At 49.4% G+C, this 25,388-nt stretch carries 23 protein-coding genes; 20 read left to right on the plus strand and 3 right to left on the minus strand.

Annotated elements, in window-relative coordinates; genetic code table 11:
- Nucleotides 1–83 precede the first annotated feature (83 nt).
- From pth to NFR19_RS04130, 3 genes are all read left to right on the plus strand, one after another.
- Nucleotides 84–680, plus strand: coding sequence for an aminoacyl-tRNA hydrolase (gene pth, locus NFR19_RS04120; protein WP_251212522.1), 597 nt, complete (start codon nucleotides 84–86; stop codon nucleotides 678–680).
- 927 nt (nucleotides 681–1,607) lie between these two features.
- On the plus strand, nucleotides 1,608–2,552 hold the full coding sequence (locus NFR19_RS04125; RefSeq protein WP_251212523.1) for an ATP-binding protein: 945 nt from the start codon (nucleotides 1,608–1,610) through the stop codon (nucleotides 2,550–2,552).
- A 17-nt stretch (nucleotides 2,553–2,569) separates the two neighbouring features.
- Nucleotides 2,570–2,866 (plus strand): STAS-like domain-containing protein, encoded by a 297-nt coding sequence (locus NFR19_RS04130; protein WP_251212524.1) that lies wholly within the window; start codon nucleotides 2,570–2,572, stop codon nucleotides 2,864–2,866.
- 966 nt (nucleotides 2,867–3,832) lie between these two features.
- On the opposite strand, the gene NFR19_RS04135 is transcribed toward NFR19_RS04130, so the two are convergent.
- The gene (locus tag NFR19_RS04135) at nucleotides 3,833–4,372 is read right to left on the minus strand and encodes a hypothetical protein (RefSeq protein ID WP_251212525.1); all 540 of its coding nucleotides are present in this window, start codon (nucleotides 4,370–4,372) and stop codon (nucleotides 3,833–3,835) included.
- A gap of 444 nt (nucleotides 4,373–4,816) precedes the next feature.
- Between NFR19_RS04135 and NFR19_RS04140 the strand changes: the two genes are divergently transcribed.
- The 17 genes from NFR19_RS04140 to NFR19_RS04220 all read left to right on the plus strand — a co-directional run bounded on the left by NFR19_RS04140 (nucleotide 4,817) and on the right by NFR19_RS04220 (nucleotide 23,807).
- Nucleotides 4,817–5,425: a sugar transferase gene (locus NFR19_RS04140; RefSeq protein ID WP_251212526.1), complete on the plus strand. Its 609-nt coding sequence runs from the start codon at nucleotides 4,817–4,819 to the stop codon at nucleotides 5,423–5,425.
- A 142-nt stretch (nucleotides 5,426–5,567) separates the two neighbouring features.
- Nucleotides 5,568–6,677 carry a glycosyltransferase family 1 protein gene (locus tag NFR19_RS04145; protein ID WP_251212527.1) on the plus strand — a complete coding sequence of 370 codons (1,110 nt, stop codon included), beginning with the start codon at nucleotides 5,568–5,570 and terminating at the stop codon, nucleotides 6,675–6,677.
- A gap of 1 nt (nucleotide 6,678) precedes the next feature.
- Entirely contained in the window at nucleotides 6,679–7,845 is a 1,167-nt protein-coding gene (locus NFR19_RS04150; protein ID WP_251212528.1) for a polysaccharide pyruvyl transferase family protein, read from the plus strand.
- A 10-nt stretch (nucleotides 7,846–7,855) separates the two neighbouring features.
- The gene (locus NFR19_RS04155) at nucleotides 7,856–9,067 is read left to right on the plus strand and encodes a Coenzyme F420 hydrogenase/dehydrogenase, beta subunit C-terminal domain (RefSeq protein ID WP_251212529.1); all 1,212 of its coding nucleotides are present in this window, start codon (nucleotides 7,856–7,858) and stop codon (nucleotides 9,065–9,067) included.
- On the plus strand, nucleotides 9,064–10,137 hold the full coding sequence (locus NFR19_RS04160) for a glycosyltransferase family 2 protein (protein ID WP_251212530.1): 1,074 nt from the start codon (nucleotides 9,064–9,066) through the stop codon (nucleotides 10,135–10,137). The genes NFR19_RS04155 and NFR19_RS04160 overlap by 4 nt, the downstream gene beginning before the upstream one ends.
- 38 nt (nucleotides 10,138–10,175) lie before the next feature.
- Complete coding sequence (locus NFR19_RS04165) at nucleotides 10,176–11,279, plus strand: EpsG family protein (protein ID WP_251212531.1); 1,104 nt, start codon at nucleotides 10,176–10,178, stop codon at nucleotides 11,277–11,279.
- A 72-nt stretch (nucleotides 11,280–11,351) separates the two neighbouring features.
- Complete coding sequence (locus NFR19_RS04170; protein WP_251212532.1) at nucleotides 11,352–12,422, plus strand: glycosyltransferase family 2 protein; 1,071 nt, start codon at nucleotides 11,352–11,354, stop codon at nucleotides 12,420–12,422.
- A gap of 39 nt (nucleotides 12,423–12,461) precedes the next feature.
- Entirely contained in the window at nucleotides 12,462–13,577 is a 1,116-nt protein-coding gene (locus tag NFR19_RS04175; protein ID WP_251212533.1) for a polysaccharide pyruvyl transferase family protein, read from the plus strand.
- A 28-nt stretch (nucleotides 13,578–13,605) separates the two neighbouring features.
- Nucleotides 13,606–15,138, plus strand: coding sequence for a lipopolysaccharide biosynthesis protein (locus NFR19_RS04180; protein ID WP_251212534.1), 1,533 nt, complete (start codon nucleotides 13,606–13,608; stop codon nucleotides 15,136–15,138).
- Nucleotides 15,139–15,290: 152 nt separating this feature from the next.
- The gene (locus tag NFR19_RS04185; protein ID WP_251212535.1) at nucleotides 15,291–17,024 is read left to right on the plus strand and encodes an aldo/keto reductase; all 1,734 of its coding nucleotides are present in this window, start codon (nucleotides 15,291–15,293) and stop codon (nucleotides 17,022–17,024) included.
- Nucleotides 17,025–17,036: 12 nt separating this feature from the next.
- Entirely contained in the window at nucleotides 17,037–17,690 is a 654-nt protein-coding gene (locus NFR19_RS04190) for an acyltransferase (RefSeq protein ID WP_251212536.1), read from the plus strand.
- 16 nt (nucleotides 17,691–17,706) lie between these two features.
- Nucleotides 17,707–18,873 carry a Coenzyme F420 hydrogenase/dehydrogenase, beta subunit C-terminal domain gene (locus NFR19_RS04195; protein ID WP_251212537.1) on the plus strand — a complete coding sequence of 389 codons (1,167 nt, stop codon included), beginning with the start codon at nucleotides 17,707–17,709 and terminating at the stop codon, nucleotides 18,871–18,873.
- A 39-nt stretch (nucleotides 18,874–18,912) separates the two neighbouring features.
- Nucleotides 18,913–20,652: an HAD-IIIC family phosphatase gene (locus NFR19_RS04200; protein ID WP_251212538.1), complete on the plus strand. Its 1,740-nt coding sequence runs from the start codon at nucleotides 18,913–18,915 to the stop codon at nucleotides 20,650–20,652.
- Complete coding sequence (locus NFR19_RS04205) at nucleotides 20,639–20,878, plus strand: acyl carrier protein (protein ID WP_251212539.1); 240 nt, start codon at nucleotides 20,639–20,641, stop codon at nucleotides 20,876–20,878. Before NFR19_RS04200 ends, NFR19_RS04205 begins: the two co-directional genes overlap by 14 nt.
- A gap of 103 nt (nucleotides 20,879–20,981) precedes the next feature.
- Nucleotides 20,982–21,308 carry a MaoC/PaaZ C-terminal domain-containing protein gene (locus NFR19_RS04210; RefSeq protein ID WP_285813448.1) on the plus strand — a complete coding sequence of 109 codons (327 nt, stop codon included), beginning with the start codon at nucleotides 20,982–20,984 and terminating at the stop codon, nucleotides 21,306–21,308.
- A 5-nt stretch (nucleotides 21,309–21,313) separates the two neighbouring features.
- Nucleotides 21,314–22,063, plus strand: a complete 750-nt coding sequence (locus NFR19_RS04215) for an SDR family NAD(P)-dependent oxidoreductase (RefSeq protein WP_251212540.1) — start codon at nucleotides 21,314–21,316, stop codon at nucleotides 22,061–22,063.
- Between the two features lie 187 nt (nucleotides 22,064–22,250).
- Nucleotides 22,251–23,807 carry a DUF6020 family protein gene (locus tag NFR19_RS04220; RefSeq protein ID WP_251212541.1) on the plus strand — a complete coding sequence of 519 codons (1,557 nt, stop codon included), beginning with the start codon at nucleotides 22,251–22,253 and terminating at the stop codon, nucleotides 23,805–23,807.
- Nucleotides 23,808–23,821: 14 nt separating this feature from the next.
- Here the strand turns inward: NFR19_RS04220 and NFR19_RS04225 are convergent, their stop codons facing one another.
- A complete protein-coding gene (locus tag NFR19_RS04225; protein ID WP_251212542.1) occupies nucleotides 23,822–24,538 on the minus strand; it encodes a glycosyltransferase family 2 protein in 717 nt (238 codons plus the stop codon).
- A 73-nt stretch (nucleotides 24,539–24,611) separates the two neighbouring features.
- Nucleotides 24,612–25,349 carry a sugar phosphate isomerase/epimerase family protein gene (locus NFR19_RS04230; protein WP_251212543.1) on the minus strand — a complete coding sequence of 246 codons (738 nt, stop codon included), beginning with the start codon at nucleotides 25,347–25,349 and terminating at the stop codon, nucleotides 24,612–24,614.
- Nucleotides 25,350–25,388: the final 39 nt, after the last annotated feature.

Below are 25,388 nucleotides of genomic sequence, written 5' to 3' on the forward strand. Positions count from 1 at the left end.
CGGCCGCCTTTCAAAGCAACTAGGAACACATCTAAAGCTTCTCGCTTACTTACTGGCCAACCTGTGTGATGGAGTTGTTTCACGTGAAATATTTTGCTCGTCGAAAAGAAGCCGCGCACGCCGATTGGCTGATCGTTGGCCTGGGCAACCCCGGCGAGGAATATGCGCATACGCGGCACAATGCGGGCTTCGATGCGGTGGATGCGCTGGCTGAGCAGTTGAACGCGCGCTACTGGAAGACCGAGTGCGGCGCGCTGTGCGCGCATGTTGAGCATGGTGGCCAGGCGTTGATCCTGGCGAAGCCGCAGAGCTTCATGAACAAGTCAGGTGGGCCGATGGCGAAACTGGCCGCGGAATACGGCGTGGCCGCTGACCATATCGTCATCGTCCATGACGAGCTGGATATTGACCCTGGCACCATCCGCGTGAAGTTCGGCGGGGGGTTGGCGGGGCATAACGGGCTGCGCTCGATCAACGAGAAGCTGGGTGGCGCGGATTGGTATCGCGTGCGCTGCGGCATCGGGCGGCCGCCGGGGCGCATGAGCGTGACCGATTGGGTGCTGAGCCGCCCCAAAGGTGACGCGATGGAGGATTTCGAGGCTGCTACGGCGTTGGCGGCCGAAGCTGCGCTGTATCTGGTGGACCACCCGCTCGCAGAGGCGCAACAGAAGTTCAACTAGCTCGCTTTCGACCTTACTTTTTCTACTACAATTCAGGCAACTTAACTGCGGAAGACCTGCAATGTTTTTTTTGATTGATCTTGTGGGGATCAGTAAGGAGACAACGCTCTAAGCATACGGAGATGATAGGCGATCTTGCTGCGGGGAGCTTTTCTTAAGGGTGTATGTATTGCAGGCGAGGAAATCTGCTCATGCTTGACACGACGCTTTACTGGGTTGGTCACATGTATTGATCGTCTGTACGCGACATTGTTGAAGCGGTTGCCTAGCATCGATCTACGTGGCGCCGCAGGCAGTGTTCGGCTTCAATTGCACGAGTACTGCTGCGAAAAGCTGTATGGAGCAACCGGCGTACTGCATATCCATAGGTGCGCGATTACTTCTGTTTCGCAAGTGATTTTTGGGCGTAGAGGGGTATGGGGACGTCCTGTGATTTGGACTGATATCGACTGATTGGAACTGATGGCGAGTCATTTACTAGTCAAGCGCTCGGTTGGTTCTAGATAATTTTTATGAGGACGCGTGCTTGGCAAGGGATGAGGAAGTTTCTAAGGAGGTTCTTGAAGCGTATCGCGATTGGGATTCGCTTTCGAGGATGTACTCTTCGATTGTGATGAGGCTGTTTTGCGACCGGTAAGGGTATACGATGCATTTTTGTCGAAGGGCCTTCTACCATGGGATCCATGGGGCAACTTTACGCTTCCCACGACAGAGTTCGATCACGTCGACCCCAATGACTCTGTTGTTATGGCCAATCTATAGGTGGGGGCGAACATGTGCATAGACATGGATCTTGTCTGATTGGCGTATGCAGGGCAATATATGGATGTCGGCGACATATTAACTAGAGATAGGTTCACGAAAAGGAACTTAAGATAACCCTAGATATAATAATGGTTCATACCTAAGGCTAACAGTAGGAGAAAGATGCTTCAAAGTGATATTGACAGTCAATCCATATTTGCTATATGCCAACAAACAACTCCATATATGGGACACCACATCGAAGGATCAGTAACTCTTGATTTGCGAAATTGGTCTTTTCTCGACATCGGTCAAATCGTTGCATTAGCAATGATGGGTAAGTACTTCCAATCAAATGGCCGTTCTGTAGATGTGATCGACAATTCTGCAATCTCTGGCTATCTTCAGCGAATGGATTTTTTTCACTACTTAGGAATCCCCTCGCAGGAAAAATTCCAAAGGCATTCTGGATCGGGAAACTTTTTGGAGCTTTCCGAAATAGATCAGAGCGACAATCGAACAGTTCTACCTTCACGTCTTAAGGAGATCGTAAGTTCCAAATCAGAAGTCGATCCATCGCTGTTATCAGCATTGGAGTACTCTTTTGGTGAAATCATCGATAATGTATCTACTCATTCAGAAACGCCAATTAATGGAGTTGTGGCGGCCCAGTTTTATCCTTCGAAGCAGTTTGCTGAATTTTGCGTTGGAGATCTCGGGGTAGGCATCGTTTCTACTCTAAGGAATAATCCTACCTATACCGCTCTTGGCGACGATGCGCTTTTGCTAGAGGCTTTTGAGGATGGAGTCGGAGAGAATACGGGAACCGACTTTTCCAAAAAAGGACATGGATGTGGCTTCGGATTGGCCTTTGCTGCTCGATTGGTTGAGGCATCGGGTGGTCAGATGTGGGTTGTTTCCCGAAAGCAGGCAGCTTATTTCGGCAAAGGAATCAAAAAATCTTGTGCAGGTCACTTCTTTCCAGGAACGCTAATATGTTTAAGGATCCCTTCAAACGTCAGAGTTCTGCAGTCGGATGTCTTTCGTAATGGAAACGATATGCCTTATCTGTGGACGCCAACCGAAGGACTCATAGATGATACAGAGTGTAATGATATACTTTGGTAACAGAGAAGGAGGCTGCTATGGTGCTGAAAATGAGCCAATTCGGTTCGTCGCTTTGCACAAGAGATATGGGACGTGCGGCCTTCGAAATAATTAATGATGTTCTTTCAGGCTCTTCTGATCGTGTAGTATTTGATTTTTGCGACGTTAATTCCGTAACGAACTCTTTTGCTGACGAAGTATTTGGAAGGCTTGTCTTTCAACATGGATTCGACATGGTGCGAGCAAGAACCCATTTTGAGAATGTCGACCGTTTTTCTGCGGTTACAATTCGCACGGCTATGGCTCGTCGCGAGTCAGTTGCTGCACTCGCTTAGTGCGATTGCAAAAAGTTTCATAGTTTTGAGTCAGCATTAGTTCCAGGTTGATTTGCAAAGCCATCCAAATATCGGTGCGCGGGCGATGCTCTTTTCACGGAATTCAAAGGTGCTTTTGCTGGACAATATGTGTGTCGGCGGCTTGTAGCAAATTGCGGCATGACGTCTTTCTGTTGGTCGGTGGAAAATTCGCGTGGAGAAATGGGCTTCCTTGTTCAAGCGTGCGGCGCGACCTATCCCATAGAGGTCAAAACCGCTGAGAATTTGTGAGCGAAAAGCTTGCGGGTATTTTGCAAGAAATACGACGGCATGAAGGCGCGGTGGTTCAGCCTATCGGGGTATAGGGACAAAGGGTGGATGAAGAACATTCCGCTGTATGCGATCGCACTGTTTGCGAGCTGACAGTGAACACAAAATAGCATACGAACCTCTTGGCAAGGAATGATGATCGGCAATCTCCTTGTTTTTATTCGTTTGTATCATGAAACGCATTGGGATATAAAACAGTCTAGCTAAGTTCGCCGTTCGTGTCGTTGTCCACTAATTCGACATACGGACATTCTTGGTCATAGTTGCTATTATTTGATGCAAAAAACTTTCGGATGTTGCACTTGCCGTACTTCTTCTCTTTTTGGTCTTTCTTATTCTTTTTGCGAAGACTCTTACGACCATATTCGATCATGTTGAGGCGGCGGTATGCACAGTTGATAAAGCGTTCATAACGGCAATCAAGATAAGAGCGATAAAGATGTGGTGATCCAAGACTGCCGCGACATGGCTGGTCGTTGTGGCTTCGTATGCATGCGTTCATTTCATTTGGGTTTTCATGAAAGTATCTGCAAAACATCAATATCTCGCACGCGCGCTGATAGAGATTCTTCGGTCGATGTTGTGCGAATTCAGGCATATCTATATAGAGCGAATCAATAGAGATCTCTTGTATATGCTGCAAAGTTATATCTGAGCCTAAGTGATAGGTATCTGTTGAGAGGCATGGACAGCTTTTCTGGGGTGGCCTGTTTGACTCTTCTTCGGAATATGGGTTGGAATTTTTTTTTGGCATTGTTCAGAAGATGAACTCCGATTCTTTGTTGCTACACCGCAATAGGGCTGACTATTCTTTGATAGATCGAGATAGTTCAGAAAAGGAGCAGCATCGCCTATGGCAACCAATGCTTGATGGTGATATTCGTTCCACTTTGAGATGTCTATGTTCTTAGAATCTTTTGTTGCCTGTATGAGGACCAAGAGCGTTCTTGAGAGGTTTTGAATGGATTCTATCTCCCGGTCGAAGCGGCTTCTTGTTACATATTCGCTTCGGTTGTTCAGGTAACCAACGTCAGCAGAGTGTTTTTTGCGGGAGAGGTTGAAAACGAAAGAGACCATTAAAGGAATCACTAGAATGCCGACAATATAGAGAATGAAATTTACTGGATCTTCTGTAGCGTTTGGAACGGTCAATGAGGGGTTACTGGGATCTGCGTAAGCCTTTTCAATACATAGCATGATTGCCTTCTCGATCGAAGCATTTCGGGAACTTGTCTGCTGCCCAGTGTTTTATGACGCTTGCAGAATACCGCTTGTGTTGGGTTTTTGCTACCCGTTAGATGTGAGACAGTTGACAGTAAAGCTGATTTTGCCGTGATTGTCGACCAAGTCCATGAAGGATAGAGCCATAGTGTTGATAGCCATTGAGCGGTGCGGGTGAGTTGTGAGTTGTGGGGGCATCCTTTACAATGGCATGTGAGCAGATTTCGTAAAAGATTGCAGCTCTTTTACGGGTCTGCGTTTTGTGTTTTCGGACGCAAAACAAGGAAGCTCCGTTGCGAATAGGTAAGTGCTGCTATAGAGACAAAAGAAGAAATAGCGTATTCCGAGTCGACTTCCCCGGATGGTGAGGCGCGTGTTGATTTTTCTCTGGCGCCCAATTCCTCCATTCCACAGAAATCCATGCGTTATCGGGTGATCAAACGAGCGTTCGACATTCTCTTTAGCAGTGCGGTTATTGTGGTGGGTGCAGTACCGGGTATTGTGATAGCTTTGGCAGTAGTGGCTGATACGCACGGCTCTCCATTCTATTTGCAAGAGCGCATAGGCCAATATGGGCGGCCGTTTAAAATCGTGAAGTTGCGCACCATGGTTGCTGATTCGGATGATCTAGAGAAGCATTTAAACGCCGAGCAACTCGAGCAGTGGCAGCAAGAGCATAAGGTCGACGATGATCCGCGGATTACGCGCTTGGGTGCATGGTTACGCAAGCATAGCGTGGATGAAGTTCCGAACTTCTTCAACGTGTTCATCGGCCAGATGAGCGTGATAGGACCGCGTGCTATCACGGTTGACGAGTTGAAATGGTTCGGGGACAAAGCGGCTGTGATGCTCTCGGTGCCCTCTGGTATTACAGGGCTTTGGCAGGTGCAAGGCCGTAATGATGCAACCTTCGAATCGGGCATGCGTCAGAAGCTAGAGTTGTACTACGCTGAGCACGCCCGCATCAAGCTTGATTGGAAGATCGCATTCAAAACGATAACCTCTATAGTGAAAGGGACAGGAAAGTAGAGCCCTTTCCTCAATCTTGATGTGGGTATAAAGGCGCCAAAGAACTGTTGCGTTCATTTAGAGCGCTAAGAACCTGGTAAAATACACTGGGATAACTTGATGTGTAATGGAGCGCGTTCCGTAACTCTTCTTGGAGGAGCGAATGACAAAACCCCTTCGTGTTGCTTTGATAATGGGAAAGATGAACGGCGGCGGGGTAGAGTCTGTTGTCATGAATTACTGTTCTCGTATTAGGGGCGAGAATGTTCAGTTCGACTTTGTTGTTGATTCTGATTCACAGTGTGTTCCTAGAGACTGGTTCGAGGGTAGAGATAACTGTCGATTGATCATGGTATCCCCCTATCAAAGCCTTATCAGGTATCTTAAAGAGCTTGATATCCTCTTTCGGACTGAACACTACGATATCGTCCATTCCCACATCAATTCTTTGTCAGTTTTCCCGCTTTATGCGGCAAAACGTGCTGGTATCAAAACCAGGATTGCTCACGCCCATTCAACGGCAGGAAAAGGGGAGTATAAGAGAAATCTTCTTAAATGGGTTCTTCGTAGGTTCTCAGGTTTGTATCCAACAGACAGGATCGCATGTTCAGCGTATGCGGGAGAATGGCTTTTCGGTCGCACAGCCTCTTTCACAGTTCTCAACAATGCTATCGACGTGAAGAGATTCTGCTTCAATCCCGATATTCGCAAGCGGACACGCGAGGAATTAGGAATCGATGACGATGCTTTTGTGGTGGGGCACATCGGCCGATTCATGTACCAAAAGAACCACCCTTTCTTAATAGATATATTCAAGGAGATTCATGACCGCCAAGCCTCTTCCCGGTTGATCCTAGTTGGGGAAGGCAAGTTGAAGCGGGCGGTCCAGGACAAGGCCACATCGGAAGGCTTAGGGGGTGCGGTTCTCTTTCTTGGTCAAAGAGATGATGTTTGGAGGCTGTATCAGGCCTTCGATATCTTCGTTTTGCCGAGCTTTTATGAGGGGCTTCCTGTTGTGGGAGTGGAAGCTCAGGCTTCGGGGTTGCCTTGCGTGTTCTCGGAAGAGATTACCGAAGAAGTCAAGATCACTGAAAAATGCACTGTGCTTCCGCTCGAAGAAGGAGCTGGCGTCTGGGCGGAAACCATTCTCCGAGAAGGATCGTTACATGCGGGCAACGTGAGGAGCGCCGTTGGTATGGACGCTTTCGACATAGAGAAAGAAGCGCAGCGCCTCGAGACGTTCTACGGGAACTCGATGAAGAGGAATAACTGAGATGGCTTCGATAGCTATTGCATCTTGTTATGACAAGCATAACTACGGAAGTGTTCTCCAAGCCTATGCCACGCAGTTTGCGATCGCGCAGCTGGGGTTTGATGTGATAACCCTGAACAAGGATGGCTTGACCGCGCAACTGCGAGTGAACCGCAGTCGGTATTATCGCCGTAATATCCTCGATCTTTCCATGTATCGTGCAAAGAAAGGCTTTGTGCTGCATAGATTGCGCAAAAAACTCGATCCTCGATTCAAAGAGAAGATGGATGAACGGAAAGAGGCTTTTGACGCTTTTATCGGCGAGCATTTCTCTCTGGCTCCCGAAGTGCCGACTTTCGCGGCTCTGAGCGAGTACTGCGAACAGTTTTCGAGCGTTGTGGTTGGAAGCGACCAGCTTTGGCTTCCCGTTAACATTGCGGGGGATTACTATACCCTTTCGTTTGTTCCGGAGGGCGTGAACAAAGTCTCCTACGCGACCAGCTTCGGCGTTTCCCGTCTCCCTGAATTCTATTTCCAGGAGATGGCGCACTATCTTTCCGGTTACCATGCGATCTCTGTGCGCGAAGAAAGCGGTCAGAAGATCGTAGCCGAGATGGGTTATGACTGCGAGGTGGTAGCCGATCCTACTCTTCTGCTATCGCGGGATGATTGGGATAAGCTGGCTGATGGCGGGTTACAAGTGTCCAAGGAGCCTTATGTGTTCTGCTATTTTATGGGGAAGAACATCTGGAATCGGGAATGCGCAAAACGGCTTGCGCAGGCGTCTGGATGCAAGATAATCGCTGTAAGCCATTTGGATGAGTATGTCGCATATGACGATAGGGGATTTGCCGATTATCAGCCCTACAGAGTCGGGCCAGCCCAATGGCTTGATCTGATAAAAGGAGCAGCCTACGTCTGCACAGATTCGTTCCATGGCACCGTTTTCGCCTCTCTCTACAATAAGACTCTATTCGTTTTCCGTAGACATGAGCAGATGGGAACCCAGTCGACGAATTCTCGTCTTGACACGCTTTTGAAGAGGCTGGGACTGGGTAAGAGAATGTGCGGGACAAAAGACCATTTTGAATCTATCATAGAAGAGCCGGTTGACTTCTCTCGTGTGAATCGCAGCATTGTACAGTACAGAGATTCTTCCGCGAAATGGTTGGCGAGCGCATTACGTTAGCAGGTTCTAAATGATCCAGATTACCGACAAGACGCTCTGTTGCGGTTGTGCCGCTTGCATGAATATATGTCCGGTCAACTGCATCAGCATGAAAGCTGATGAAGAGGGTTGTGAATACCCTTCAGTGGATGTGTGCGTCTGTATCGGATGCGGAAAATGCGAGCGTGTCTGCCCGGTGCTTTCTCCCTTGGCCGAAGAAGCCTGCGATCAAGAGGCTTTTCTTGTGCAGAACAAAGACGAAAGGGTCCTTTTACAAAGCACATCAGGTGGGGCATTCTCCGCTTTAGCCGAGAGCATTATAGAGGAAGGGGGGGTTGTGTGGGGGAGCGGGTATGCTCCTGATTCCCCTGCTCTGGTTGTGACATGTTTTGCTGTTGATACTGTTGGTAAGCTACAGAGCTTTCGAAACAGTAAATATCTTCAAAGCAGCATAGGCTATGCTTTCAGAAAGATAGAAGAACAGCTCCGTGACAGCACGAAGGTCCTTTTCTCTGGAACGCCGTGTCAGGCTGAGGGACTGATAAGATACCTGGGCAGGCCTTTTGACAACCTCATACTCGTAGATGTGGTATGTAGGGCTGTACCTTCTAATGCGGTGTTCGCTTCCTATCTTGAGTGGCTAGAAGCCAAAACGGGCAAGAAAGCGACCCAGGTGCGTTTCCGCGATAAACGCAGATATGGGTATCACTATTCGAATATATGCGCCTTCGAGCACGATTCTGAGGAGCCGTTCTATTCTGCCGGGGTAGAGAGCGACCCTTATCTGAGAGCCTTTTTCTCGAATATATGCGACCGGCCATGCTGCTATGAATGTCGGTTCAAGAAGCGATACAGGAGGGTCGATCTGACGCTTTGGGATTGCTTCGATGTGGGAAGATTCTCCAAGACAATGAACAACAACAAGGGTGCGACCCGCGTTCTCGTTCACTCCGAAAAAGGCGCTCTCATCCTAAAGGATATACAGCCCTATGCGCATGTGGAGCAGATAGAGGTCGATAGGGCGATCGATAGAGTGAACGAGCTTTTCAACTCAGCACGGAAGAATCCGAAACGTTCTATCTTTATGGAAGATCTGCTGCGGATGGATGGCTGCACGCTCATGGAGACCTGGTTTCCAGACAATCTCCGAGTGAAGGCTGAGCGCTTGGGACGCAGGGTCGCCGAGCGTTTTGGCGTCTACGATACAGTGAAGTTCTTTTTGAAAAAGCTGTTGGGGAAATGATGAAGTTCGACTCCGTGCTCGTTACCGCTGTCGTCCCAGCCCATAATTGTGAAAAAACAATATGTGCTTGCGTTGATTCGCTTCTTGGACAAAGTTACGGGAACATCGAGATCGTTGTCGTAGAGAATGGCTCTACAGATAGGACTGCTTCTACAATACAAGAGCAATATGGACGGCAACAAGAGGTTGTTGTTCTTCCGCTTGAAGAAGCGAATGTCGCTCGTGCTCGAAAGGCGGGCGTCGAAAGGGCCAGAGGCGATTTGATTGCGTTCTGCGACTCCGATGACTGGTATCAAAAGGATGCGATACAGATATTGGCCACAAAGCTCCAACAGCAAAATGCCGATATTGTGAACTGCGGGTATGCAAAAGCGATCTCTCCTGGAATCCCACTGCGGTTCCCTCGCTCTTTTGTAGAAGCTGATACTGTCTTGAAAAAGAGCGAATGGTCGTACAGCGATTATGTTAAGCCCTACAATCCTCTTCGCTATCCGTTTTTTAGCGGGCTATGCGGTTCTCTTTATAAAAGATCTGTGCTGCAAGCAGTCCCAGAAGATGTTCTGGATAACGGCTTACGCCGAGGAGAGGATATACTGGTCAATTCCTATGCGCAGTTGATGGCTTCGAAGGTTCTCACGATACCTGATATGCTGTATCGTTATCGAGTCGGGGGCGTTACCTCAAAGAATGAGAGGCTTTTAGAGGATCTTTTCAAACTCAAGGAAGAGCTGGATAGGTATTATGCTCCGCACATCCCTTGCTCGCAAACGGATTTGGACGCAGAATCGGCATCCTATATCCTCAACATCATCTTTAGGAGATACCAGAGCGCTTATGCTGTCAGCAAAAGAGATGTTGTGCTTTTTTATGAGCAGGCTTTACATGATGTCCGCGTGCGGGGTCTTGCCAAGATGTTGCTAGACTCCGACCCGGAAGAGGATGATGTTCTCATAGCAAAGCTATTCTTGCAAGATGATCCAGAATGGTTGGCATGCAATGCAAAAAAGAGGTATGCAGCAAAACGGTATACACTGAAAGCGCTCGCCGGGATAAGCAGATTATTCCGCTAGCGGTTTTTACCGTTCTGTGAGAGTGATAGTCGGGGTGTATGGAATATCTGGCAGCATTCATCATTACAGGGCTCCTCGCTTTCTTCCCTTCGGCGAAGAAGATGAAGAGAGGGCTTCGCATCTTTTTCTGTGCGCTTTCGGTCATGCCGCTCTGCGTGCTTGCTGCGCTTAGGGATGCGTCCATCGGCACCGACCTTATGGTTTATGTGGAACCTGCATTCTACTCTTCATTTTATGTGGGTATCACCAATTTCGAGTATACGCCAAGCCCGGTTTTCGGCGTTTTTACGTGGGTTATCTCGCATGCCTTTGATTCGATGCAGGTCTATTTGTTCATGATCCAATTGGTGATCAACGGCCTTATATACGCAGAGATCTACAGGAGCTGCAAGCGCTATGCTTGGTTTGGTATAACAGTCTTCAATTTGATCTTCTTTGGATACACGTTGAATCTCATCCGTCAGTCAATGGCGATGGCGATCTGCTTGTTCTCGCTGAGGTATGCATGCAAGAGGAAGCCTATACCGTTTTTCGTTTTGCAGTTTTTAGCGTGTGGGGTTCATGAGACAGCTCTTGTGTTCTTGCCGACCTATCTGTTGTTCGGGCAAAAGAGGCCCGTAAGGCAGCTGCGGGATAGTGGGTATTTGAAATTCTGGGGAATCGTGGGCGCTTTTGTCGTCGTTCTTCTCGTCCCAATTCTTTTGAATATCGTACCCTCGCTACAGAGCGAATATCAATATCAGCTTACAAATTCGGGATCCGATAGTATCGGGATGCTCGTTGTCTTCTGCGCGTTCGTCCTTGTTTTCGTTATTCTGGGCAAGAGGGATTGCGGGCTTCTTGGAAAGCAGAGGATGTCTTTGGGGAGACGGTCTTTTGCTTCCGATTGCGGTTTCTGCCTGATCGTAGGATGCGTCTTATACCTTCTTGCGTACATCAGTAAAGAGCTGTTCAGGATAAGCATGTACTATTTTATGTTCTTGCCTTTGTACTGTGCCGATATCGCAGCATCGCTAAGCGCGAAGAAGGACAGGAATCTCTTCTGTTTTGCAGTGTTGCTTTTGGCATGCCTGTTCTGGGTGTGGAAGTTCGTTCACCAAAATGTCGGGAATATTTTCCCCTACGTCCCTTTTTTCCAGTAGAGTCCATATTGGTATAGTGAGATGTGGTTCCGAAGAGGTTTGGTGCAGGGCGCGGGTGATGCGGGGTGATGTATGGATAGCCGAGACAACTGCTCGCATGCGACCTTAGCGAGCATTATCATTCCTGTGTTCAACCTTGAGGCGGGATACCTTGAAAGATGCTTGGCTAGCATCCTTTCTCAGACATATCCTGAAATCGATGTCGTGGTTGTCGATGATGGCAGCAGAGCCTCTTTAGCCGCTGATTATGATGCGCTGTCTAAGCGGTTTCCGAAGATGCGCCTTTTCCACAAGAAGAACGGTGGGGTTTCCTCAGCAAGGAACGTCGGTTTGGAAAAAGCGACAGGAGAACTTGTCATGTTCGTTGATGCCGATGACGAATTGGCATCAGCCGACGTGCTCGAGAGGGCAGTCAATCTGCTCGAGAGGAATGGAGCCGATGTTGCATACGGGGGATATATAGTCAGATTCGAGGACTCGCAACGGCAATCGGATTATGGACTGTCGGGAGAAGAGGGCACGATGCTTCTTCAGGGAAAAAGCCTTGCAGGGTTAGAGGATTTTTTCCTTTCCTATGCCCGTCCGCTTGGTGCGGGTATTCCTCCTACCCTTGGGCGGGGCCCTTGGGGCAAGCTGTTCAGGAAGGTCAGCATCGGCTCGGTGCGCTTCGATGAGGGGATAACGGTTTTTGAAGACGGCATCTTCAATGGCGAAGTCGTGCGGAATTGTGAGACGGTCGTCATCGATGATTCACCCTGGTATATCTATTACCAGTATGCCGCTTCAGCGTTCCATGCGTTCGGTCTCTCGGATTACGGAACGCACGCTCGTGCTGCCAGTGCGCATTTCAATAGCGAATCTGCGGCCTGGTGCTCGCATCGGTGTAAATACATAGTCGAAGCGGCCGAGCAGGATGCTGTACGGGGAGAATTGACCCTATCTAAGATCGCGGGTTTTTTTGGTCGAAACGACATCAGGTCTCTTTTCCAAAAACAAATCAGCATGGGTTATGAGGTTTCCTCCTGGCGGAGGCTGTTTGTTCTCTGCATCCGAAAAAGGCTTTATCCTGGTATCCGGTCATTGTTGAAGATGAAGAGGGCAAAGGCGGTGTCTCGGACTGACAAGCTGATAGTCAAACCGTGATGCTCGCTGCTTTAGGCGAGAAGGGTTAAAGGTTAGAACATGGAGATGGCTGTCAACATCATCACTATCGTTGATCGGTACAACTACGGAAACCGCTTACAGAATTATGCTCTAGCGGAATCATTGAAGGCTCTCGGATTTGAGCATGTTAGAACGATCAGAGTTGTGGATTCTCGGCCAAGATCATATCTCCGCGACATGCGCAGGGCATATCGTGGAGGCAAACAGGGGAGGGGAGCTGCCCAGAGATCATTCGATCAGTTCACAAAGGCCTTTATCCCGTTCAAGAAGACGAAGGGGAAAGACCTGGCAGGCATTCCGGGGCTTTTCGTGATTGGGAGCGATCAGGTTTGGAATCCGAGCTGGGATATAGGGGCGAGCCTTGATGGCGCGCAATTCGCCCTTCAAGTTCCCGGGGCAAGAAAGGCGGCATATGCTGCGAGCTTCGGAATCGAGCTCGGCGCTCTTCCTGAAGAAACAAGGGAGCTCTTTCGCGAGGGCCTCTTGTCCTTCGACGAAAGCATGTTGTCTGTGCGTGAGGATGAGGGTGCTGCGATCGTAGAGAACCTGACGGGATGGAAGGTGCCCGCGGTGGTCGATCCGACTATCTTGCTAGATTCGGCAGCATGGCGTGCGCGGGCTCGCGTACCGCATATCGATGGTATCAAGAAGGAACCGTTCTGCGTCAAGTATTTTCTCGGTGATGAGAGAGCCCAGCAAGAGGTCGAGAGGCTCTCTGCTGCAAATGGCTTGAACGTGGTGGATATCTTAGCGCCGAACGTAGAGATAGGGCCTTTAGAGTTCGTCTGGCTCATCGACCATGCGAGCATGGTCTTTACGGATAGCTTCCATGCGGCGGTTTTCAGTCTCTTGTTCCATACACCATGCAGGGTTCTGGAACGCACGCAAAAGGGACAGTGCGATATGGCAAGCCGGTTCAGGACGCTTGCTGCTGTTGCAGGACTGGATGACATAGGTTTTGCTGATTGCCGTTTGCTGGAAGAATATGCCTATCGGTTCAAATGGGATGAAATCGATGTAAGATTAGATGAGCATCGCAGGGGGTCGCTTGATTGGTTGCAGAGAACGATGGGATTCCTTGCTGGGACGAGCGCCCGATTGGTGCAATCCCATCCAACAAGACGTGAACTGTGAATAGGAAGAGGGCTGGAGCATTTCAGAATTGTCTAAATCAAGGAGCACGGCGCGCAATATCTTCTGGGGCCTTGCCAATAAGATAGTTCTGATCCTGCTCCCCTTCGTTGTGAGAACGGTTCTGATTTATCGTCTTGGCATAGAATATGCGGGGATAACAGGGCTGTTCACGTCGATCCTCAATATCTTGAACATCACAGAGCTGGGATTTGGCAGCGCAGTGGCATTTGCGATGTATAAGCCCATTGCGGAGCACGACGATGTGAAGATATGCGCTCTCATAGGTTTTCTCAAAAACTGCTATCGTGCGATCGGCGCCATCATCGCTCTGGTCGGGCTTTGCTTGATCCCCGCCCTTCCCGTTCTTGTGCATGGAGGCTATCCGAGCGGGGTGAACATCACATTCGTGTATGTTGCGATGCTCAGCGGGATCGTGCTCGGTTATTTCATGTATGGATATAAAAGAACGATCCTCATAGCCAACATGCGCGATGATGTGAGAAGCAAGGCGAATATGATCGCTTTGGCAAGCGAGTATACCCTTCAGATCGTCTTAGTCTGGATCTTCTGTGATTATTATCTCTATGTTCTCGTCATTCCGGTTGGAGCTCTGTTGGAAAACCTCATAATCAACTGGGGTGCGAACCGGCTTTATCCCGATTACCGGAGCCGTGGCAGCTTGGATGCTCCGGCCCGAGCAGCGCTTGTACGCCGTGTTAAGGGGCTGGTCCTTCAAAAACTCGGGAGCGTGGTGCTGACTTCGGCGGATGCGGTTATCGTCTCCGCTTTTCTCGGGCTCACTATCCTGGGGCAATATCAGAATTATTACTATATCTTTATGGCGTGCAATTCATTCATGATAGTTATCGTGAATGCGATCATTCCTGCTGTGGGCAACTCCCTGATCAAGGATGATGAAGAGGCCAACTTCGAACAGTTCCTGACGTTCAATTTCCTTTATAACTGGGTGACGACATGGATTGCGATCTGCATTCTGTGCCTTATTCAGCCGTTCATGCGGCTATGGATGGGCGCCGAATTGATGCTGCCGGATTATTTCGCGCTCGTTTTCTCCGTGTATTTCTATTGCTTCAAGTGGTGCGATATGGTGTTCGTCTATCTGGAAGCTGGGGGACTCTGGTGGAAGGCTAAGCTGGTCCCCATGATTGCCGCTATCCTCAATATCGTTCTAAGCTTGGTGCTCGTGTCAGTGATGGGGTTGGTGGGTGTGCTAGTTGCGACGATCGCCTGCGTTCTGCTCGTCTATGATGTTGGAAACTCGAAGATCGTTCTCTCCCATCTGTTCCCTCACTGCAGGCCTCTTAGAGTGTTTGCTCGACAGCAAGGCGTTCATTTTGCTTGTAGCGTCTTTGTTGCGTCCGTTACCTATTTCTGCTGTACGCTTCTCCCTGTTGGAGGTGTTATGCGTGCCGTCCTCGATCTTGCTCTGCTTCTCGTCCTTCCGAATGCCATACTAGTGCTCTTCTATGCGAAGACGAAGAATTTCAAAGCGGCGCATGATCTGATCGTGCGAACTATTTCCCGCAAAGCGGGGATGTAGAGAACAGGAGCTTTGGGATGGTCTATGTCGTCATAGCGTTATGCTCTCTTGGTGTGCTCCTGCTTGTTTGCCTAGCTGTAGCGTATTCCCATAGTCGAGGACGCGCTGACCGCGACGTTATGGACAGAAGGTTCAGAAGGCTTCCTTCTAGCTTGGAACGCATCGCGATAGGCTCCGGTCCTTGTTTGCACGATTTTGACTTCTCTGATCTTTGGGATTCGGAGAACTTGGCGTTATGGCCCCAAGATCTGCGATACGATTTCAGGATGCTTGAGCATTATGGGGGCCATCTTGCTCCCAGAGGCGTTGTGTATCATGTTGTGTGCCCCCTGTCGTTCCTTGAAAACTCGAACTTGGATGAATATCGATTCCATGTGCAATATGCAGACCTTCTGCCTGCCGAGAGCATAGATGCTCCTAACATCCTGTGCGCCGTCGAGAGGAAGTGGAGGGTGGTCAGCATCCTCGATCTTCGTTTTTCGCGCGGGTACTCGCGGATCAGAAAGCTTCCCGATACGCTTTCGGAGGAAGAAAGAAGACAATATGCTGATAGCTTAAGGGAAGGATGGCTATCTGCGAATGGGGCTCTGAAGGACCTGTGCGATAAAGAGCAGGCTACCCATTTCGCGCGCTCATTCGAGAAGAATAGGGCCTATATAAAGGCTATGAACGAGTATTGCCGTGATCACGGTTTGCGCTATATCATCGTTCTTCCGCCGCTATCTCCGTATCTTGATTCGTTTTTTACGGATGGATTCAAACAAGCGTTTCTCTATGATAACTTACGTGCTTCGGGCATAGAAAGCGCCCAAGTGATCGATTATTCGCGCTCGGCTGCTTTTTGTGATGAAGGGGACTTTTTAAACGGTCTTTTTCTCGGAAGAAGGAGCGCTCGACTCTTTACTGAGCGTGTTATTAGGGAAGTTGAAGGTGATGATGTGTTCGAGAAAGCCTCAGAAGACAGCAAAGCTACCGCGTCCATACCTTTTATAGGATTTGGAACAGGAGTCGTAAGACGCTACTCACGGAATCGGATGCTCCGGATCAAAACGGTTGCGAAGAGGACGCTGATCGCCCTTAAGAACCGGCGCCCTTCTAAAGAAGCATTGATAGATAGGCATATGGATAAGATCGTGAAGGACGCTTATGAGTGCGGTTTCAGGATGTTCGACGCTGGGCGCATCTACGGATATTGCGAGCAGATGATCGGTCAAGGTCTCCATGGTATCGATCGGTCGTCGTATTTTTTGACGACGAAAGTCTCCGATATGGATCTAAGTCGCCCGTGTAGCTCGGGTGATGTGAGTGGCAATCTGGGCGATTCGCTCCGATATCTACAAACCGAATATGTGGATGCATATCTGCTCCATTGGCCTCACGGTAATTGGGAGGATATCTACCACCAGATGGAGAGAGAGTATAAAGAAGGTCGCGCTCGGCATCTCGGGGTATGCAATTTCGGGGTGAATGATCTTGAGCGGCTTTGGGGAGTGTGTGAGGTCGCTCCGACCTTCAATCAGATCGAATGCAACCCGTACCATTCTCAATCGGACGTCAGGCTATGGTGCGCGGAGCACAACGTGAGAGTGATGGCGCATACTCCGACATTTCGGATGAGGCAGGAAATCGCTTCGGAGCCGGTCCTTACAGGCCTTGCGCGGGAAAAGGGAAAGACGGTTGCCCAAATAATATTGCGCTGGCATTATCAGAACGATGTCATCCCAATCGTCTCGACCACTTCACATGAACATCTGAAGGAAGATGTGGACATCATGGGCTTTGATCTGTCCGATGACGAGATGAACCTGATCGATTCGCTCGATAAAGGACAGAGCCTCTTTGCTGGCATTGGGATCGATGATCCGCTTTATGTGTATAATCTCTGAGGGTGATACCGTATGGGAGCAGGCGTTGCATTCAAAAAGATAGCGCATATCAGCATTACCAGATTCCTCTTCTATAATTTCTTCTCCAGAAAAGTGAAAAGAACAGGGAAAGGCCTTTTGATCGTTGGGCGCCATTCCGTTATCGACCTTGCAAAGGGCTCGAAAATACTACTAGGGGATGAGCATTTCTACGTCAATGACCATCGCCCCTCCGGCTCTCGGGCTGAAGCTATCGTGCGCCTTGCAAAGGGCGCTGTTTTGGAGGCCAGGGGATGCGTGAGGCTCTGCTATGGGTCGACGATCGAGGTGCACAGGGATGCATATATGGAGTTGGGCTCGGTCTATATCAATTCCGGGGCTGTACTGATCGCTGGTCTGAAGATGTCAATCGGGGATGGGGTCCTTATATCGCGTGAGGTGTTCATCTATGATTCTGATCACCACCACATTCTCAAAGATGACGGAACGGCGAAGAATCCTCCCCGTCCGGTGGTCATCGGGGACAATGTCTGGATCGGGATAAAGTCGACTATCCTAAGAGGATGTCGCATCGGAGATGGAGCTGTTATCGGCGCCAATTCTCTTGTAGGCGGGAAAGTGAAAGCAGGAGCGATGATGTCGGGAAATCCGGCGCGCTCTTTTGGAGAGGTAAGCTGGCGGCCGTGATCCTATAGAGGGACGAATGATGGTTGATGTAGTTTCGAAAAGGGAATGTGTAGGCTGTAAAGCTTGTGGGGATATTTGTCCTGTGAACGCTATCACCTTTCCAGAGGACCAAGAAGGATTCTGGTCTCCGGCTATCGATCTTGATGTCTGTATCGAATGTGATAAATGCGAATCTGCTTGTCTGGTCCTGAGCAGGCGGGATAGGGGAAACAAGAGTCAGCCGGATGTGCTTTCCACTATAAATCGGGATGAACAAATAAGGTATGACAGCACTTCAGGTGGCCTATATCCCGCTTTGGCGAGCGCTTTTCTAGAGAGTGGCGGTTGGATAATAGGCTGCGCGTTCACGCCTGACATGCAGGGAGCGGAATTCATAGCTTCTTCTAGCAGGGATGGTCTCAGCCGCATCATGCGCTCGAAGTACTTCCAAGCAGATACAGCTGGTATATATGCGACGACCAAGAGATTGCTCGAACAAGGAGAGAGGGTGCTATTCTCTGGCTGTCCATGTCAGGTACAGGCGCTCTATTGCTTTCTAGGTGAAGAGTATGCGAATCTGCTCACGGTGGATTTCATCTGTTTAGGAATCAATTCGCCGCTTGCATATAGAGCTTTTATCAGCGAACTCGAAAACGAACATCATTCTCCGGTGAAGGAGGTGCGCTTCAAAGACAAATCGGCCGGATGGACGCAGCTTGGCACAAAGATCGTGTTCCAGAATGGGGAGGAAGAGTTCCATGGCAAAGATTCAGACCCCTGGGTGAATGCATATGTGGTTGGCAAGCTGATGGTCAGGCCATCTTGCACGGCCTGTCCCTGTAAGGGCTTTCCGCGTGTCGCTGATCTGTCTTTCGGGGATTTCTGGGGGATCGCTCTTTCAAAAGAGGATATGAGAAAAGGCGTATCTGTTGCCTTGATAAATAATGAGAGAGGAAGGAGCCTTCTTGAAGAATCCCGGGATATGCTTGAGGTCATGCGATACACCCTTGAAGATGCAGTCGGAGGTAATCCCGCCTTGGTGCGTTCGGTAGACCGGGGACAAGATGCAGAAGAGTTCTTTGAGCGCATCCATTATGAACCCTATAGCAGTGTTGTTTGGGATCTGGTGGGAAGAAGAAAGAGACTGGGCCTTCTTGGTCGTATCGTCTCGAAGATGAGATCCATCGCTGACAAGTTGAGGTGATCTCTTCCCCAATATCGTTCAGATGATGAAGGGTTTTTTATGGCAAACAGGTTCTTACAGATAAAGAAAAGCAAAAGAAGAGACCGTACCGGCTTCAAGTCGGTAAGAATGGCCGTGATGGGGGATTGCGCTACCCAACATCTTGCTGAGGTTCTCGAAGGGGTTGGTGCTGAGCATTCGCTTGATATTGAGGTGTTCGACGCGGATTATGATCAAATAGATGCTTTGGTGTTGGATAGAGCCTCAGAGTTGTATGCGTTCTCAGCTGACTGCATCCTTATCCAGAACTGCGTTGAGAAGCTCTACGATCGGTATCTTGAATACCCCAGTGAGAAGCGCGGGTTGTTTTGTGAAGAAGTTGTCGGGCTGATGCGCTCTCGTTGGAAAAGGATAGGCGATACATCACGCGCGATGATCATCCAAACGAATTATCCGGAAATGGATGATCGGGTTTTCGGAGATTTTGCCAACGAAGTCCCCGGATCATTCATCAGCCAGCTGCGGCGCATCAACGTCGGGCTTATGGATGCTGCTGCAGCGTCCTCCAAAGTTAGGATATTGGATGTATGCCAGATCCAATCAACCATGGGAAGGGACTGTTTTTTTGACCCAAAGCTCTACTGCACATCGAAGATCCCGTGCTCGTTGGAGGCGCTGTGCTCAATAGGCGAGAGTGCCATCCGCACTGTCCGGGCTATGTTGGGAGAGATGAAGAAATGCGTCATCGTCGATCTCGATAACACGATGTGGGGAGGTGTGATCGGGGATGATGGATTATCTGGGATAGAGATCGGCGATCTCGGTATCGGGGCTGCTTTCGTATCCCTGCAAAAATGGCTGAAAGAGCTGAAGGGGAGAGGCATCCTACTGGCAGTATGCAGCAAGAATGATCTGGAAACCGCTCAGGAACCTTTTGAAAAGCATGATGAGATGGTGCTGAAGCTCGATGATTTCGCTGCGTTCGTGGCGAACTGGGAAGACAAGGCCAGCAATATCAAAGCCATCCAGAAAGAGCTCAACATCGGCATGGACAGCCTGGTATTCATCGACGATAACCCTTTCGAGCGCAATGCGGTACGGTCTCTCCTTCCGGATGTCGTTGTTCCTGAATTGCCGGATGATCCAGCTTGCTATCTTCCTTATCTTCAATTTTGCGACCTTTTTACGGCAAATGCATACTCTATCGAGGATAAGAACAGGACCGAGCTCTATGCTGCAGAGCGATCAAGACGTATCGCAGAATCCCAGTATCAGAGTTACGAAGACTATCTAGAAGGTCTCTGCATGATCGCTGCAGTCGAGCCTTTTGATGAGATGAGTATTCCGCGCGTTGCTCAGCTGACCCAGCGCTCGAATCAATTCAATCTCCGCACCATCCGATATTCAGAAGCAGAGATCAGTGCGATAGCTGCTTCCGATGATTATCTGACAGCAGCTTTCACGCTTTCCGACAGATTTGGCGATCATGGATTGATAGCGCTGGTTATCCTTGAGAAGAGGGGGCTAGATGAGCTTTTCATCGATAGCTTGATCATGAGCTGTCGGGTTCTCAAGCGTGGCATGGAAGAATTCGTCATGAACAAGATCGTGGATTTGGCTCGGGAGCATGGTTTCGGACGCCTTGTGGGCGAATACATCGAGACCAAGAAGAACAAAATGGTTGCAGAGCTTTACAATAATATGGGATTCACGCAGTCGGATGGTACCTATGAGCTTTTACTTGCCGATTATGCGGAAAAGAGCACCTACATCCAGGAGGAAGAGAATGGCGACAGATGAGATATACGGGAAGCTGAATAAGATATTCCGCGACGTGTTCGATGACGATGAGATCGTACTGACTGCAGAGACCACCGCTGATGACATAGAGGATTGGGATAGCCTGGCGCAAATCACCTTGATAACAGTTATCGAAGACGAGTTCGGTATCCGTTTTGCTGCTTCGGAGATCTCAAGCTTGCAGAATGTGGGCGAGATGGTTGAAGTGATAGCGAAGAAGCAGTGAGCCTATGAGCGTGCAAGGCTATACCTTTGAAGATTTCTGTGTAGGGGAGAGCGCCTCTTTTTGTAAGCGGATCTCTCTTGAAATGGTTGAGGCATTCTGAGGATTGTCCGGGGATACCAATATGCTGCATTGCGATCGATCTTACGCAATGGAGCGGGGGTATCAAGATAGGGTCGTTTACGGAATGTTGGTCGCCTCGCTTTATTCGACGCTGGTTGGCGTTTACCTCCCGGGAGAGCTATGTCTCTTGAACAAGGTGGATGTGAGTTTTCGCAAACCTGTATACCCTGGTGACGAATTGACTGTGAGCGGCGAGGTTGTTTCAGTGCATCAGGTGCTCCGTGTTGCAACCATTAAAGCGAAGATAGTCAATCAAGATAGCGTGAAAGTATCGAACGCCACCATCCAAGTTTCTGTGCGGGAGAATTGATCCAGATGGCTGAAATGGCAGAATCAAAAAGGGTACACCTCATAACCGGCGCATCTTCGGCGATCGGTCAAGCTTTTATAGGCGCTCTCTGCTCCGCAGGAGAAGAGGCTGTTGTTATTGCTCAGTACAACCAAACGCCCGTGGAGGAGGTTCGGGATCGAACTGGCTTCAGGATTATTCCTATAAAAGCCGATCTCGGCGATCCTGCGCAAGTTGAGTCCTTGATAAGCCGCATCGACGACATGGGTTATGCGCCTGACAAGATCATCCATCTTGCGGCTGATAAGTTCGCATACCAGCGCTTTAAGCAGCTCGAATGGCAACGCGTAGAGCGAGCGATGTCTATTCAGGTTCATTCGGTTTTGCAGCTGATGCAGCATTACCTTCCCATGATGGCTAAGCAGCATTATGGGCGTGTTGTTATCATGCTCAGCGCATACACGTTGGGGATGCCCCCGAAATTCATGAGCGACTATATTATCGTGAAAAATGCGCTTCTCGGATTGATGAAGGCTGCGGCTGCTGAATATGCGGGTAAGGGCGTGGCTGTGAATGGCATTTCTCCGAATATGATAGAGACCCCCTTCCTTTCGAATATCGACGAGCGTGTTATTGAGATGACGGCTGCAGAGTCGTCCTTGAAACGGAACATAACAACTTTAGAAGTTGCAAAAGCCATTCAATTTCTTTTGTCTGATGAAGCAGAGTGCATGAATGGCGCCAATCTGAATCTTACTGGTGGCGATCGGGCATAAATTGCATTAGGTGTAACCCTTGTTGTTTTTAAGAAGCCATGATCCCATTCTTTGACAAGATGAAACATGCGATAGAAATGCTCGGCGGCAAGCGTGATGTGGCGATCATGGTCGTCGCATCCATTATCTTCTCGATGTGCGTCATATTGCCTCATTGGGCCGATAGGGTTTTTCTAAGAAAGAGTGCGTGGTAATTGCTCTTGCCTTAGCAGTTCTGGTCTTTATCGCGCTTGTGGCTGCCAGACAGCTGATGGGTCGGCTTGCTGCCTCGCATCGTGGAAATGAGGAGCGGATCAGGATCGCTTTTCCTCGGACTGCGCGCTTTTTCTTTGTATGTTTTGCGTTGCTCGAGGTCGTTCTGCTTATCGTTGTTCTGTCGAACTATCCGGGATTTGTCTCTTTCGATTCTTTCGATAGCATACGGCAAGTGCTCGGAACGGCGGAAAGGACGTCGGCGCGTCACTACGATGGGCTTATGAACTATCATCCCATCTTTTTCACGTTTCTCGTCGGCGTTGCCTTTTCGCTTGCGACGCCCTTCGGAGATATAGCTGTATCGGTGTTCGTATTCTCTCTGATACAGATCACGGCAACCGCTTCAGTGCTTGCATGGGCGCTTACCTGGCTGGACAAAAGAGGCGTTGGGAAGCCGTACCTGCTGGTTGCTACGGCATTTCTTCTTTTCAGTCCCGTGGTGATGATCCATGCTATCACGATGTGGAAAGACGTGGTATTCAGCCTCGTTATGCTCGTGTATATCCTCAAGCTCTTTGATTTCGCTTGCCAGGATACGTTGTCTAGGAAGGATATGGTTCTCTTTGTCGCGCTTTCCCTCGGACTCATAGTGCTTCGGAATAATGGGATCTATATCGTTTTGGCCACGCTGGTCTTTATGTTTATAGGTCTTGATAAGGTCAGAAAACTTCTTGCATGCGTCGCGTGTGCATTGATTGCTTTCGTGCTTGTTGTCAATGGACCAGTTTTCTCGCTTCTGCAGATACAGAACGTCAATTTCTCGGAATCTTTGAGCATTCCGCTTCAACAGGTGGCGGCGGTTTTGCATCATGGAGGAAAGATAGACGAAGATCAGAAAGACTTCCTTGACAAAATACGTCCTGTGGAAGAGATGGCATCGAGCTATCGTCCCGAATGCCCGGATCCGATCAAATATGTCGAGGATTTCGATGAGTCGTTCTTGGCCGATCATAAACTGGAGTTCTTGATGGTGTGGGCTCAGCTGATGCCCGAGAACCTGGGCATCTATACAAGAGCCTGGATCAAGGAAACGGAGGGTTATTGGCATCCCGGGTATCTATCTATGATAGGGACTCCAAAAGGTGTAGTGGCTACGGAACGACATGTTTTTAAGGGATTAGGGGAGCAGGATTTTGATTTTTCGGATCCCGTTGATCTGATCGGGCTCGACCTCAACATTTTCAGCATCACGAATACCCTCGCAAAGGATTTCCCTGGCTTATTCAGCATGGGAACCATCGTCTGGGTCGTCATCTTCGGTTTTGTGTTCTCTTTGCTTGGTAGAGAAGTCAGAGGCGTCCTGCGCTTCTTGAGCTTCGTTCCCCTTCTTGCGCTGCTGTTCACGCTGCTGATCGCGGTGCCCATATCATGGTTCTTCAGATATATCTTGGCATTCTATCTGGTCATTCCGTTCCTGCCTGTTCTGTCGGGTATTGCGGGCTGCTGCAGAGTGTATGATGGGGTTCTCGGCGAGCGGTCTACCGTGTAACGGAGTCTTAGGGATCAGTGCGGGTTGTATGAGCCTGATATGGCTCGGAAGAGCACTTTGAGCAAATCGAGATTCCCCTTCATCCCTTTGATCTTTGTCGGGGTGTCTCCTGCGGAGGGATACGCTCTCTCAACGGGCACTTCGCATGCTTTGTATCCGATCTGGGTTGCGCGGATAGCCAGGTAAGCAAGCAATTCATAGCCATCGAATACGTCACGTAGCGGCTGTACGCGAGCGTCGCTGAGATATGAGGCGCTGTAGGCGCGAAAGCCGTTCGTCGTATCGGTGAATCGATGATGAGCCACAAGGGAAGTAAGGGGAGCGTGGATGGCTCTCACGGCGATAAGCCGTGAAAGGGGAGTATTGATGGCACGGCCATCACGAACGAAGCGGCTTCCTTGTACGAATCCGTAGCCTTGTTGAAGCGCATCGATAAAAAGAGGAACGCACTCGACGGAGTCTTTATTATTTCCATCGACCGTGATGATGCCGTCGTATCCGCGCTGTTGGGCAAAGAAGACACCCATTTGCAATTGCGCTCCTTGTTTCCCCGCACTTCTTTTTACAAGGAGCGTATTAACGCCCATGCGTTGAAGGAAATCGACTTCGATGCTGCCATTGTCTGAACCACCGTCGCAGATTATGATATCGCAGAGATCCTCGATTGCATGAAGGTGGGCGCATAACAATTCTCTCTGGATACGATCTCCTTCATTTATCACGGGAATCAAGAGGCAGTAGCTTGATCGCTTTGGTTGTATTTTATCTCCTCGAATGCTGGAACTCCGGGTACTCCGCTGCGGATCATGAGAACACCTCGGCGACATATTCGAGGCATTTGTTCAGGATGCGACGGTCGGCCGATGCCATTTCCAGCGAGATATATCCCTGGTAATCCTGGTCTTCGAGAAGTTCCTTGAGTTGGTAGTGGATGTCTCGTGCTTGAATGGGGGCAAGATGCGGTTCGCTGATATGCACGTGGCTTACGAAGGGGATGATGGGGATGAGGGAGTCAAGGGGCTCATCGTTTGCAAGGATGGTTCCTAGATCGAGGTTTATGGAAAAGGCCGCTGCAATGTATGAGGGGAGGGAGCTTAGAAATCTGTAGGCATCAGTAGTCGTATTCAGGAAATTTGTTTGGTAGATAGCCGGGTTCGGCTCGATGGCGATCCGGGCTCGGTGCTCTTCTGCAATGCCAGCCAAAGCATTAAAGAAACTGTAGGCATCTTCAATGGTTTTTGTGGGCGGAAGGGATCGATTCTTTGGGCAGCCGAAGACAAGATTCGGGCATCCTATGGCATCAGCGTAATGAAGAGCCTGTTCTGTCAGTTCAAGCAGGATCGCGGCTTCGTCTGGAATGAAGATATTCTCGGACCGGCCATACCAGATGCTTTGCATGCTGCATATTTTAAGTCCGTATTCGTTTTCTAGATGCTGTTTGAAATCAAGAGAGACATCAATATTCTCGTAGGGCCTTTCCGGGCATAATCTGGTGGGAGCGATCTCAAGGCCGCGATAGCCTAGAGAAGCTATCGAGCGCAATACGATAGGATCATCGTCGGCGTTCTATGCAATATTCGA

This window comes from Adlercreutzia murintestinalis, assembly GCF_943192905.1.
GTDB classification, from domain to species: domain Bacteria; phylum Actinomycetota; class Coriobacteriia; order Coriobacteriales; family Eggerthellaceae; genus Adlercreutzia_A; species Adlercreutzia_A murintestinalis.